This window comes from Neptunomonas sp. (genome assembly GCF_016744175.1).
Lineage (GTDB): Bacteria > Pseudomonadota > Gammaproteobacteria > Pseudomonadales > Balneatricaceae > Neptunomonas.
Genome location: NZ_JADGEV010000034.1, coordinates 26,154 through 38,596 on the forward strand (window position 1 = coordinate 26,154; position 12,443 = coordinate 38,596).

Consider the following 12,443-nt stretch of genomic DNA (forward strand, 5'->3'; position numbering starts at 1 on the left):
ATTACAAACTTACCTTTCGCCAATTGTTTGATATCAGGTTCGATCAATTTCCACTGCTGTTCAAGCATACGGTGTTCGTTTGTTAATTGCTTAATCATTGTTTTTGATTGGATGGTTTCTTCGCCTCGTCTGGCGCAATCAATCACAACATTGAATAGCTCGTCTTCTTCTTCTTTATGATGCTTGAGCACGACTTCATGAAAGAAGCTGTATAGCTTGGCTGCTGTTTGTTTTATCTCAGGTGATATTGGCTCGCTGATAGTAGTTTTTGCTAATGCACGCAGTTGCTCGAAGTTCTTAATGATGCCAACGTGACAGTTTGAAAAATCCATCAATGGATCATCATTACCTGTTACCTTAATATTATTGTTATCCATTGGATTATCCTGTTTGCATTGAATGGCTACGGATTCCAAGGTTGGAATTCTGTATCATCTAATATTAAAAGGGTTTGGTATACGTATATATGACGAATATCAACGTTATACGAAAATTCTTATAAGTCTTTGGATAATGTATCACTTTTTTTTAATGTTTCTCTATTGAAGCGCTACTTTCTCTGTTTTTAGCTAAAACGCAGCTTTATTTGTAGAATCTTAATGGTATTTAGTGTGTATTATCTATATAATTCGCCCCCTTCTATTCGTGCTTGGTACGGGATTCAGTTCGGTTATTGAACGCTCCGCCTGAGGTTTGCTTATATACACAGTATCTGTGAAGCAGCCAATAGACATCCGAAATAGAAGTTAATAATGTAATTTGAGGCTTTGATAATGGCTAAAGTTTGTATGGTTACTGGCAAGCGCCCAGTAACAGGAAATAATGTTTCTCACTCACAACGCAAAACGCGTCGTCGTTTTTTACCAAACCTGCATTGGCATCGTTTTTGGGTAGAAAGTGAGAATAAATTTGTTCGTTTACGTGTAACTGCTAAAGGCATGCGTATTATCGATAAAAAAGGCATTGATGCCGTACTTGTTGAAGTACGTGCACGTGGCGAAAAGGTATAAGGAGCTAGACGATGGCAGCTAAAGGTAATCGTGAAAAGATCCGTCTGGTTTCTTCTGCAGGCACAGGTCATTTCTACACAACTGATAAAAACAAACGTAACATGCCAGAGAAGTTCGAGATCAAAAAATTTGATCCTGTAGTTCGTCAGCACGTTATGTACAAAGAAGCTAAAATCAAATAACGATTATAGTCTCTTAAAAAGCCCGGTTACGCCGGGCTTTTTTGTGCCTGTAAATTAATTTCCTCCGAAATGACTTCACCTAGGCGAGCTAATGCTCTCAATTGTTTCGCCGAATTGTCGAATGTGCTGAAGTTGAGGCGAATACAGTGTTGGAATTGTTGTGCTGTACCAAACAGACTTCCGGGTGTGATGCTGATTCCTTCGCTTTTCATGCGCGTAAACAAAGTGTCGCCGTTGATATGAGGAGGGAGGGCCACCCAGCAAAGAAATCCGCTATCTGGGCAATTAATGTGAGCTTCTATAGGGAGGTATGTTTTTAGTGACTCAATGAATAATATTTTACGTTGCTTGTAATGGTTTTGAAGTTGCTTTATATGGCGATTGAAATTAGCTGATTCCATCCACAAGGCAGCAGCATGTTGCATCAGGCCTGATGTAGCGAGAGTGGTAACATATTTAAGATAATTCACTTGATCAAAATACTGCCCGGGTACAACCCAGCCGAGCCGGATATCTGAATCAAGGATTTTAGAAAGGGAGCTGCATAAAATGACGCGTCCTTCTGTATCCATTGATTTAAGTGTTCTTTGTCGTTGCGAAGTAGGAATTAGCGCACCAAACACATCATCCTCAATGATGGCTAGATTATGTGTTTTCGCTAGGGCTATTAAAGATGATTTCATGTTGTCTGGCATATTAAAGCCAAGCGGGTTGTTCGCATGAGGGTTGAGTAACACGGCTTTTATTTCCCAGCGTTCTAAAATACTGGATAGCTGGTCTAAATCGATGCCATCAGGGGCATGAGAAGGTATTTCAACGACCTGTAAGCCTAGTGCTTCGATGCATTGAAGAATGCCATAAAAACAAGGTGACTCAGTGGCGATAATGTCGCCAGGTTGGGTAATGCTGCGTAGCGCGAGTGAGATTGCTTCTTGGGCGCCATTGGTAATTATTATCTCGTCAGGATTGAGTTCCGCGTGACCGCTATGTGTTTTTTTTGCTATTTGCTGTCTGAGCTGTGGATCGCCCGGTGGTGCTTGGTAATGCCTGTGGATTGCCGGGGACTTTATTTCAGAGCGGACTAATTTATTTAATTGCTTGTAGAACTCTTGGCGGCCTTTGAAGCGTGTATCTGGATTGGCGCTGCCAAAGACAACATCAGCTTGGCGCTGGGCTGAGCCAATAATGTCTAATGAGGTTGCGCCACGAATTATTTTTTGGGGTGAGGGTGGTTGAGGTTGGTCGTATTCAGTATCAGGTTTAACGGAGAATCCCTTTCTTGGGTGCGCAAGGATTGTTCCGGTTTGCTCGAGTGCTAAATAGGCACGAATAACACTGTTTTTGCTGACATTTAATGTTTGTGACAGGTTTCTGACCGAGGGGAGAAGGTCGTAAGCCTGAAGTGAGCCGGATCTTAGCTGGTGCTCAATGTGATGAATGACTTTTTCATAAATTTTCATGGGTACAGTTTTATATATAACAGAATATTATTTATCATTTTTTGTGACTGTACCCTATTTTTTATCGTAGGGTTGTCTCTTTTTTAATCAGCTACTTCTCCGTAGTCTACCTCCTAAATGTTGTTTATACCTCATCGAAGGGGCACCTAAATGCTTGCGCTACGTACTAAACTTATCCCTTTTATCCCATTTATCTTTGTATTGCTGTGGAGCACAGGGTTTATTGGAGCTAAATATGGGCTGCCTTACATAGAGCCTTTTAATATGCTGTTTATAAGAATGCTGCTGACACTAGCCGTATTCATGGTGTTAATAGCTATTTTCAAATCAAAAATACCTACGGGTAGGCAAGGTTTTCATCAGATGGTTTCTGGCTCGCTAGTCCATGCAGCTTATTTGGGGGGAGTCTTTGCAGCAATTAAGTGGGATATGCCAGCAGGTATAGTTGCTATCGTAGTTGGCTTGCAGCCTTTGCTTACCGCCCTTATTGGGCGTATTTGGTTTAAGCAGTCATTGGCAAGCTTGCAAGTATTGGGGTTGATCTTGGGCTTGGTGGGTGTTTCTTTGGTGCTCACTGGCGGGAAGGATTTAGGTAATTGGTCATTAAGGCCAGAAGCTATGGCTGCATCTATTATTGCTTTGCTGGGTATCTCTATTGGTACTCTGTATCAGAAGCGTTTTGGTGCTGGCGTGGATTTAATGGCAGGATCTTTTTTTCAATACTTGGCAACTGCTGTATGGATGGGGCTACTGGCGTTTAGTATAGAAACACGTGAGGTAGTGTGGTCATTTGACCTGATAATGGCGCTTGGCTGGTTGGTATTTGGTTTGTCTGTGTCTGCTGTTTTGTTGTTAATGTATATGATTCGTGAAGGGGAGTCTGCCAGAGTTGCTAGTTATTTCTATCTTGTACCCCCGGTTACGGTTGTTGAGGCATGGTTACTCTTTGATGAAGCTCTAGGTGTGTTATCACTAGTGGGAATATGTATTACTGTGTTTGGTGTGTATCTTGTACTGAAAGCTCCTCAGAAAAAGCTCTGAGTTATCACGCTACATAACACAATTGGAAAGAATTATTGTGCCAGAGTTGCCGGAAGTAGAAACAACGAGAAGTGGTATTGAGCCACATGTAATAGGTCGGAAAATTTCGGGGGTTGTCATACGACAACCTCAGCTGAGATGGCCGGTGCCTGAGCAAGAGCTACGTGAGCTTGAAGGCCTGTCTATAAAGAAAGTAGTTCGTCGGGGAAAATATATCCTTCTTAACACGGACCTTGGTTCTATTCTCATTCACTTAGGAATGTCGGGCAGTTTGCGTGTTATCTCTGATGAGCGCTCTGCCTTGAAACATGATCATGTTGATATTCAGTTTAGTCATGGTGTCTTACTACGCTATACAGACCCGCGTCGATTCGGTGCTATTTTATGGCAGCCCAAAGGGCAAACACATGAGCGAATAGCTTCTTTAGGGCCAGAGCCTCTATCGGAACAGTTTGATGGATGTTATTTGCATCAACAATGTAGGGGGAGATCTGTTACTATTAAGCAGTTCATCATGAATAGTAAAGTGGTTGTTGGTGTTGGGAATATTTATGCCAACGAAGCACTTTTTCAAGCAGGTATTGATCCTCGAAAGTCAGCGGGTCGAATTTCTGAAAAGCGCTTAGTATTGCTAGCTCAGCGAATCAAAAGTGTACTGTCCTCAGCTATTCAGCAAGGCGGTACAACTCTTAAAGATTTTGTCGATAGTGACGGAAAGCCTGGATATTTTCAGCAATCTTTGAATGTTTATGGGCGAGGTGGGGAGCCTTGTTTAGCGTGCGGTCGCATTTTGAGTGAAGTGCGTTTAGGGCAGCGTAGTACGGTGTTCTGTAATGATTGTCAGCGATAGGAATATAGAGTGTCGATAGCCGGAATCAACACCAGCAATAATCGCAAGGGTTGCGTAGTTGAAGAGCACAGGGGGCGCTTAAGAGATAAACTAGATATTCATCATCACCTGTCTAAACGTGAATGCCTACGAGTGGGCGAGCTCTCGGTGCACTGTGAGCTTTATGAAGCTGATAAAGAGGGTGCGCCTGTTCTGGTATTTTTGCCTGGTATTGGCACGTATTCTGAACTCTATGCAGATATTCTTGGTCGCTTTGCCGAAAGTGGTTTTCATACCGTGGGTATGGATTATCCTGGGCATGGCTATTCCGGAGGTAAGAGAGGGCATTATACCGTTGAGGGCGTGGTTGAATCGGTCAGCGATTTAATTGATAGACTTGAAGAGCGCTTCACGGGTCCCGTTTATTTGTTTGGTTATTCTATTGGCTCACTCTTGGCCGTTGCTGCTGCAGAACGAGATAGTCGGATACAAGGGGTTATGTGTGGTACTTTGTTAATTCCTGAAATTCCACCAGATACTATGCATCAATTGGGATGGCAGTGGACGTGGGGAATGGCGCAGATGTTTCCTAGTATGAAGTTGCCGCTGAAGTCGTTAGTAGACTATGAACAATTACTGGCAGGGCATCCGGCAGCGAAAGAGTTTAATCATGATCACCTGATGATTTTTGATTATCCTCTCAGTACGCTTTCTAGCTTGTACTCGTGGCGTTCAAAGGTGAAGTCGCAAGTGTTTGATTTCCATGCAGCTATTTTACATGGAGCGGATGATGACGTTATGTCTTTGGGGTATTCAAAGCGTTTAGTTGAAACGCTGGCCCACCCTTTTGAGCTAATTGAAATTCCTGGAGGGCACATGCTGCCTTGGTATGAGCCAGAACTATTGATTGCTCGTGTTACTGAGTGGTTAAATTCTTTACAAAAAGCTCAGGGCTCAAAATTGGCGTGAGAGTCATTGCTCAGTTTTGTCATAAAAACTTCACTTTGATGTAACAAAAGCACCATTGATACGGAGCGATAATTATTATTGTCGTATCCGCTTATGGGGCTGAGTTATGCTATCTATTCAAGTGATTACCGCTTTTGATACATCGTTGTTTTACTGGTTCCAAGATCGGCGGCGAATGCATGCTGGAGTGACAGCACTTAGCCGTTATATTTCTCGACTGGGTGACGGGGCGCTTTACCTCTTTTTGGGCGGTTTATTAGCTACTTTTGAACCGCTATATGGTGCTTCTTTTCTACGTTTAGGATTGTTGGCTTTTGTTATAGAGCTTCCTCTTTATCTTCTTCTTAAAAATGTTATTCGACGTGATCGTCCTTGTCAGCGATTAGGTCTTGAATCTGTAGTGACTCCCTTAGATAAGTTTGGATTTCCTTCTGGTCATGCCGCAGCTGCTTTTGTTTTTGCTTCAGTGTTGGCGCATGTGTATCCGGTTGTGGCACTTTTCGCGTATTTTACGGCGATGTTAATAGGTATTTCTAGAGTTGTATTGGGCGTTCATTATCCCGCAGATATCGTGGCGGGAGCTATAGTCGGTGTTATTTGTGGCAAGTTGTGTGTAGAGCTTTGGGGAGGATGAAGGTTTTATATGGGGTGCAAGCAACGGGTAATGGTCATATTGCTCGTGCTAGGGTTATGGCGCCGGCCCTGGCTGACGTTGGTGTTGATGTGGACTATCTTTTTAGTGGCAGGCCTAGGGCTGACTTATTTGATATGGCATGCTTTGGTGGTTACCAAGTTAGGCGAGGTTTGACCTTTTGCATGGGGGATGGGGCAAAAGTATTGCCGATTAAAACGCTGCTCAATAATAACTTGGTTCAGCTATATCGTGATGTCAGGGCATTAGACCTTTCCCATTATGACTTGGTGGTTTCTGATTTTGAGCCTGTGACAGCTTGGGCTGCAAAGTTGGCGAATAAAGCCAGTATGGGGATTGCGCATCAATATGCTTTTTTACATGCGTTACCCGATGGTTATCGCTCTAAGCTTGTGAGGCCGGGGATAAAGTTGTTCGCTCCAGTAAAGCAAGCTGTGGGCATTCATTGGGCCTCATTTGACTCTTTGATAGCACCTCCGTTAATTAGCCCTGCTAGGTTTCCTTCGAGCCCCACGCATAGAATGATCTTGGTATACATGCCTTACGAGATAAATGATGCTTTGTTCTATTGGTTTAGTGCTTTCCCAGATTATGAATTTCGGGTTTATAGTAAAATTGATAAAGCGTATGTACGGGGTAATGTTCAATTTAGCCCATTGAGCAGAGATTGCTTTGAAAAAGACTTATCAATGTGTGAAGGCGTTATTTCTAATTGTGGTTTTGGGTTGGCGAGTGAAGCTATGCAATATGGGAAAAAGTTTCTTAGTAAGCCAATGAGGGGCCAAATTGAACAACAATCCAACGCGCATATCCTGAAGTCATTAGGAGCGGCAACTATTATTAAGGAGTTGGATGCTGATGTAATAGAAGCTTGGCTCCAGCTAGATAGTCCTTTGCCAAAGACATTTCCAAATGTTGCGGCAATGCTTTCTGAGTGGATAGGGGGGAAGTGTCAACAGCCATTGGACCAAGTTGTTAAGCAGATGTGGTCTTAGACAAGAAACGAGTAAGTATTAGAATTTAAATATTGTGATTGAACACTAAGGATAGCGTGTAATGAATGTTCTAACTAAAGATGAAGTGGCTAAAAAAGGTGAGTAAGCTTTGTAATTCCTTTACAAAGCTTACTCTCTGGCTTCCATTGTCCGTGCGGTTGAAAGGCTTCCGTGCTGTTAACTACCTTGTGTCCTTTCCGCTGTCTTGGCCATCCTTGAATTCGTTCCATGAACAGGAGATCCACCGTTGTTATTATGGAGAGTTGGCCCAGATTTTATATAGGAAAAAGTCCTATTTTTAGCATCAAATTATTGAATGTTGATTCATTATCTAAGGGGTGGACAGTGAGAGACTAACCGCTTAGACTCATTTTTATCTTGTCGGGGTGCCTTGTACTGAGGCTGAGAGAAAACCCGCTGAACCTGATCCAGCTAGTACTGGCGTAGGAATCGAGATGTACAATCATAGCTCTTCAACAGCTGTGCCTGTAGCGTTAACCATTGCCGGTTCAGATAGCGGTGGTGGTGCAGGTATACAAGCTGACATTAAAACGTTCTCCGCCCTCCAGGTGTATGCTGCTTCTGTCATCACGGCAGTAACAGCGCAAAATACACTGGGTATTTCGGCTATACATTCCATTCCTTGCGACATTGTTACTGCACAACTACGTGCTGTACTGGAAGACTTAGATGTTTCTGCTTTAAAAATAGGCATGCTGGGTGATGCTCTAATCATTGATGCGATTGCTTTGACATTGAATGAGTTCCCCGTAAATTCGTTGGTGATCGATCCTGTCATGGTGTCAAAAAGTGGTAATGCATTATTGCAGCCGGATGCTATTTCATTATTGAAAAATCGCCTTTTTCCGTTGGCTACTGTCTTGACGCCGAACCTGCCTGAAGCTGCTGTATTAACAGGCCTGCCTGAACCTCAATCTATTCAAGAGATGTATCAAATTCTGGAGCCACTTCATGAACTGGGTGTTCCTTGGGTGTTACTCAAAGGTGGGCACTTACCTGTAGATAATTACGCGATAGATCTGCTTTCTAATGGTGAGCAGGTATTTGAATTTAAGAATGAGCGCTTCAAGACAAAAAATACACATGGTACGGGTTGTACGCTGTCTTCAGCGGTCGCTGCCGGGCTCGCAAAAGGATTAAGTGTTGAGCAGTCTGTTAAAGAAGCAAAAAATTATATAAGTGCAGCAATTTCAGCTGCGGATACCTTAGCGGTAGGGGCCGGATACGGCCCTCTGCATCATTTCTCGTTGCTCTGGGATAAAACTAGCTAAGGCTGTTTTTCAGAGTTCAGTTCTAAGTAGGGTGAATTATGTCTAATAATAAATTACTAAGCCAAAATGCCAGTGTAGATCATGCCTCTGTGCAGCCGTTCCCTCAGTCTCGTAAGGTGTATATCGAAGGGAGCCGCCCTGATATTCGTGTGCCGATGCGTGAGATTTCGCTGGATGATACGCCAACAGGTATGGGTGGCGAAAAGAATGATCCGTTGTATGTATATGATACATCGGGTCCTTATACCGACCCTGAAGCAAACATTGATGTAAGAAAAGGCTTGGACGCATTACGTGCAGGCTGGATTGATGAACGTAACGATACTGAGCAGTTAACCGCATTATCATCTGAATACGGTCGTGCACGTGAAGTTGATTTACGTTTGGATGAACTGCGTTTTGAGTTAACTCGCAAGCCATCGCGTGCTAAAGCTGGCATGAATGTAACGCAGCTGCACTATGCTCGCAAAGGGATAGTAACGCCTGAGATGGAATACATTGCTATACGCGAAAATATGAAATTAGCTAAGTCCAAAGCTGAAGGCAATATCGTTGCGCAACAGCATCCTGGTTTTAGTTTTGGTGCTAACTTGCCGGACGAAATTACGCCTGAGTTTGTCCGTACAGAAGTCGCTGAAGGACGCGCTATCATTCCCGCTAATATTAATCACCCTGAATCAGAGCCAATGATTATTGGCCGTAACTTTCTGGTAAAGATTAACGGTAATATTGGTAACTCTGCAGTGACTTCCTCTATTGAGGAAGAAGTAGCGAAAATGACGTGGGGGACTCGCTGGGGTTCCGATACCATTATGGACCTGTCTACAGGTAAGAATATTCATGAAACACGTGAGTGGATCTTGCGCAATTCCCCTGTTCCGATTGGTACTGTGCCTATTTACCAAGCATTAGAAAAAGTAAACGGTGTTGCAGAAGACCTGAATTGGGAAGTATTTCGAGATACATTGATCGAGCAAGCAGAGCAGGGTGTGGATTACTTCACTATCCATGCCGGTGTTTTGTTGCGTTATGTACCAATGACCGCTAAACGTATGACGGGTATTGTTTCTCGCGGTGGCTCCATCATGGCGAAATGGTGCTTAGCACATCATGAAGAAAGCTTCCTTTACACGCACTTTGAAGATATCTGTGAAATCTGTAAAGCCTATGATGTGTCATTCTCGTTGGGTGATGGCTTACGTCCTGGGTCTGTCTATGATGCTAACGATGAAGCACAGTTTGCTGAGCTTGAAACGCTAGGCGAATTGACAAAAATTGCGTGGAAGCATGATGTGCAGGTAATGATCGAAGGGCCGGGTCATGTACCCATGCATATGATCAAAGAAAATATGGATAAGCAGCTGACCGAGTGTCATGAAGCACCTTTCTATACTCTTGGTCCTTTGACGACAGATATTGCGCCGGGCTATGACCATATTACGTCAGGTATCGGTGCCGCTATGATTGGTTGGTATGGTTGTGCGATGCTGTGCTATGTGACGCCAAAAGAGCATCTTGGTTTACCGAACAAAGATGACGTTAAAACGGGTATTATCACTTACAAAATTGCGGCGCATGCTGCTGATTTGGCGAAAGGTCATCCGGGTGCGCAAATACGTGATAATGCTATGTCTAAAGCACGCTTTGAGTTCCGTTGGGAAGATCAGTTTAATATTGGTCTGGACCCTGATACTGCGCGTGCATATCACGATGAAACCTTACCAAAAGAGTCGTCAAAAGTAGCTCATTTTTGTTCAATGTGTGGACCTAAATTCTGCTCAATGAAGATTTCTCAGGAAGTAAGAGATCTTGATGCCGCTCAGATTGAGGCAATAAAAGCCGCTGCTGATAAAGGGATGCAAGAGAAGTCTCAGGAATTTAAAGACACCGGCGCTGAAATTTACCATAAAGTTTAACCTGAGAGGCTCTTTCGGTTAGTCTTACAGGGATGTTGATAACCTATGAAGATCTCTTATGTCAGAAGAACTGAAGTATGTTGCGGTTGCTTTTCTCGTGTTGTTTGCTTTTGTGCCTGTCACCCTTCAGGCACTGAGAAGACGAAAGGAGCAGCCGCCGCCTTTGGCTAGTAATGATCGAAAATTGTATCGGTTGTGGCGGTCAGATCCTGATGCTTACCAGAGGCAGTATGGTGCTCTGGATGAAAAGTATATTGAAGCACAAAAGAACAAAAACAAGTAAAACGGGTATGTAGGCGATGGTATTCACACTGCAATAGAGTGAATACCCATTTACGGTTGTGATATTGCTTCTAGCACGCGGCGAAAGGCATCAAGATGCGATTCATCATCTAGATCTTTTCCCGATAGTTTAATTAGGCCTCCTTTAGGTGTTGTGCTACCTACCATCATCAAATTATCACTCATATCAAATTGCTCAACCATCTGACCGTGTTCATCCTCCCCGCAGAGTGGCTGATTGATACGCTCTGCGTAATTTTTCTTTGACAGCGTATAACCCCACACAGGTTTTTGCTGAGCGGCCATATAACCCATTTCAAATGCGGTGCCTTGGTCCATGCCAGCGCCTCGAAAGGGTGTCATGTTGGCAATGATGCAGTCTGCTTGGTTCATCAGTGCAATATTGGCGTGGTAAATTTCAATGCCGGCGTTGAAAGGCGCTAAGTGCTCAAGGTTGAGTTCGTTGTCCAGTGGGAATAAACCGCTGTAACCAAACTCGCTACAAAGTTTTTTCTTTGCAGCACCGAGTGCTTTGGCTGTTGGTCTGAAAACATCAGGGCCTGCTAAGTAAATGTATCTGATCATGTGAGAGGGTTCTCGTGATTGAGATTTTCGGTGTGGCGCTTTTGGCATAGAGAGTGGATGGAGTGCATTTGCTGGTTGCAGCGTTTGCAGTTGTTACATATTGCTATATGGAGTGTCAGCATTGCTTTCTCGAGTATGCTTAAAGAGGTATCGAGCTGTTTTGACATCAAAAAAGAAGCTTTTTTACATGAACTCACGTAGTGCCCTCCTTAAGAAACCAGCCTCTTTCAAGGCAGCTGCGTAATTTTAGGCGGGCACGATGCAATATGGTCCAACAATTTTGCTCTGAAATATCCAAGCAATCACATATTTCTGCAGTATCAAGGTCCATGAACTCACGTAAAGCAAAGACGCGTGCAGTGTTGATTGGCAGATGTAGTAGACAAAAATCAAAAGTTTCCCAAAAGTTACTTCTTAAATGCAGGTCTTCTGGGTTTTTCCAGTGGCTTAATAAAGCAAAAGCTATTAATTTAGGGCGTAGCGCTTCAAATTGAGATGCATAGGGTAAAGCTGACGCTGGCATAGATATTAGAACCTTCGTGACAAGTGGAGCTGCTCTTTAATCGCTTTTTAAAGGGTGGCCTTCTGGTAATTGTTTAGCAATCCACAGTGCTAGTTTATGCTTCATGTGAGGCTCATCTTCTTGATCTTTTGCAAGTGGAGCGATGAGTTTATCTTGTGTCAGTAAATGATAAAGTTGTGTGACTTTTACGCTGCTGCTGTCTGTAGGCTTAAACTCGTTGAGACCACGGTTTTTCATATAGACTTCGCCGATACGTAACGCTTCTTTAAGCAGTTGAGCTTCCTGTTTGGGTTTCATTTTCATTGCTATTCCTCTTTGAAAAATATGCATATATCGAGATATATGGCTTAATTTGGCATTTGCGCCGAAAACAATTAGTAGTTTTCATGAGCTTGTATTTAAAGTCTTTAATCTTGAGGCTCTATGGATAGTTGCATGCCTATTTGGTGAGTCTCATTAGGTTTCAGTGTAACAGCATCTTCAAGAACATTAGCCGTTTCGATGCAAAACATGGAATTAAAATCAGCAGGGGAAAACTGGCTGATTCGTTTGCTTTTTTCTATCCATGGATTCCAGATAACAGTTGAGCGACTGTTAAATTGATTGAGTAATAATATATGCTGAGGCGTTGTTGTGGTCAGTGGTGTGTTATCTCTCAGCATGTAAATACGATCAGTTTCCATGCAAAAATTTATACTGCCTTGCTG

General features: G+C 43.2%; 15 protein-coding genes, 1 pseudogene and 1 riboswitch. Of the genes and pseudogenes, 10 read left to right on the forward strand and 6 right to left on the reverse strand.

The features are described 5' to 3' along the window. Window positions 1–377, reverse strand: a 377-nt coding sequence (locus QZZ55_RS14485) for a hemerythrin domain-containing protein (protein WP_293268066.1), incomplete at its 3' end; no start/stop codon positions are given. Between the two features lie 396 nt (window positions 378–773). Between QZZ55_RS14485 and rpmB the strand changes: the two genes are divergently transcribed. Together rpmB and rpmG are read left to right on the forward strand one after the other, a co-directional pair. Further along, a complete protein-coding gene (gene rpmB / locus QZZ55_RS14490; protein WP_293268067.1) occupies window positions 774–1,010 on the forward strand; it encodes a 50S ribosomal protein L28 in 237 nt (78 codons plus the stop codon). A gap of 11 nt (window positions 1,011–1,021) precedes the next feature. Continuing rightward, window positions 1,022–1,192, forward strand: a complete 171-nt coding sequence (gene rpmG / locus QZZ55_RS14495) for a 50S ribosomal protein L33 (RefSeq protein WP_028470634.1) — start codon at window positions 1,022–1,024, stop codon at window positions 1,190–1,192. Between the two features lie 26 nt (window positions 1,193–1,218). Here rpmG and QZZ55_RS14500 read toward each other — a convergent pair whose 3' ends face one another. Further along, on the reverse strand, window positions 1,219–2,652 hold the full coding sequence (locus QZZ55_RS14500; RefSeq protein WP_293268068.1) for a PLP-dependent aminotransferase family protein: 1,434 nt from the start codon (window positions 2,650–2,652) through the stop codon (window positions 1,219–1,221). 150 nt (window positions 2,653–2,802) lie between these two features. Between QZZ55_RS14500 and QZZ55_RS14505 the strand changes: the two genes are divergently transcribed. From QZZ55_RS14505 to QZZ55_RS14540, 8 genes are all read left to right on the forward strand, one after another. Beyond that, window positions 2,803–3,693, forward strand: coding sequence for a DMT family transporter (locus tag QZZ55_RS14505; RefSeq protein WP_293268069.1), 891 nt, complete (start codon window positions 2,803–2,805; stop codon window positions 3,691–3,693). A 37-nt stretch (window positions 3,694–3,730) separates the two neighbouring features. Further along, the gene (gene mutM / locus QZZ55_RS14510; RefSeq protein WP_293268071.1) at window positions 3,731–4,543 is read left to right on the forward strand and encodes a bifunctional DNA-formamidopyrimidine glycosylase/DNA-(apurinic or apyrimidinic site) lyase; all 813 of its coding nucleotides are present in this window, start codon (window positions 3,731–3,733) and stop codon (window positions 4,541–4,543) included. Window positions 4,544–4,552: 9 nt separating this feature from the next. Further along, the gene (locus QZZ55_RS14515; RefSeq protein ID WP_293268072.1) at window positions 4,553–5,491 is read left to right on the forward strand and encodes an alpha/beta fold hydrolase; all 939 of its coding nucleotides are present in this window, start codon (window positions 4,553–4,555) and stop codon (window positions 5,489–5,491) included. Window positions 5,492–5,597: 106 nt separating this feature from the next. After that, window positions 5,598–6,125 (forward strand): phosphatase PAP2 family protein, encoded by a 528-nt coding sequence (locus QZZ55_RS14520; RefSeq protein ID WP_293268073.1) that lies wholly within the window; start codon window positions 5,598–5,600, stop codon window positions 6,123–6,125. Beyond that, the gene (locus QZZ55_RS14525) at window positions 6,122–7,138 is read left to right on the forward strand and encodes an MJ1255/VC2487 family glycosyltransferase (RefSeq protein ID WP_293268074.1); all 1,017 of its coding nucleotides are present in this window, start codon (window positions 6,122–6,124) and stop codon (window positions 7,136–7,138) included. The genes QZZ55_RS14520 and QZZ55_RS14525 overlap by 4 nt, the downstream gene beginning before the upstream one ends. A 372-nt stretch (window positions 7,139–7,510) precedes the next feature. After that, window positions 7,511–7,605, forward strand: a riboswitch (TPP riboswitch). Then, on the forward strand, window positions 7,594–8,430 hold the full coding sequence (thiD, locus tag QZZ55_RS14530) for a bifunctional hydroxymethylpyrimidine kinase/phosphomethylpyrimidine kinase (RefSeq protein WP_293268076.1): 837 nt from the start codon (window positions 7,594–7,596) through the stop codon (window positions 8,428–8,430). Its footprint overlaps the riboswitch before it by 12 nt. A 38-nt stretch (window positions 8,431–8,468) precedes the next feature. Further along, complete coding sequence (thiC, locus tag QZZ55_RS14535; protein ID WP_293268078.1) at window positions 8,469–10,346, forward strand: phosphomethylpyrimidine synthase ThiC; 1,878 nt, start codon at window positions 8,469–8,471, stop codon at window positions 10,344–10,346. Between the two features lie 58 nt (window positions 10,347–10,404). Beyond that, window positions 10,405–10,629 carry a hypothetical protein gene (locus QZZ55_RS14540; protein WP_293268079.1) on the forward strand — a complete coding sequence of 75 codons (225 nt, stop codon included), beginning with the start codon at window positions 10,405–10,407 and terminating at the stop codon, window positions 10,627–10,629. Between the two features lie 50 nt (window positions 10,630–10,679). Here the strand turns inward: QZZ55_RS14540 and QZZ55_RS14545 are convergent, their stop codons facing one another. From QZZ55_RS14545 to QZZ55_RS14560, 4 genes and pseudogenes are all read right to left on the reverse strand, one after another. Next, window positions 10,680–11,213 carry a nucleoside 2-deoxyribosyltransferase gene (locus tag QZZ55_RS14545; RefSeq protein ID WP_293268080.1) on the reverse strand — a complete coding sequence of 178 codons (534 nt, stop codon included), beginning with the start codon at window positions 11,211–11,213 and terminating at the stop codon, window positions 10,680–10,682. 193 nt (window positions 11,214–11,406) lie between these two features. Next, a complete protein-coding gene (locus QZZ55_RS14550; protein WP_293268082.1) occupies window positions 11,407–11,736 on the reverse strand; it encodes a sigma factor-like helix-turn-helix DNA-binding protein in 330 nt (109 codons plus the stop codon). Window positions 11,737–11,772: 36 nt separating this feature from the next. Then, a complete protein-coding gene (locus QZZ55_RS14555) occupies window positions 11,773–12,039 on the reverse strand; it encodes a DUF5062 family protein (protein ID WP_293268084.1) in 267 nt (88 codons plus the stop codon). Window positions 12,040–12,143: 104 nt separating this feature from the next. Next, a pseudogene (locus QZZ55_RS14560) lies at window positions 12,144–12,443 on the reverse strand (D-hexose-6-phosphate mutarotase); the annotation flags it as partial.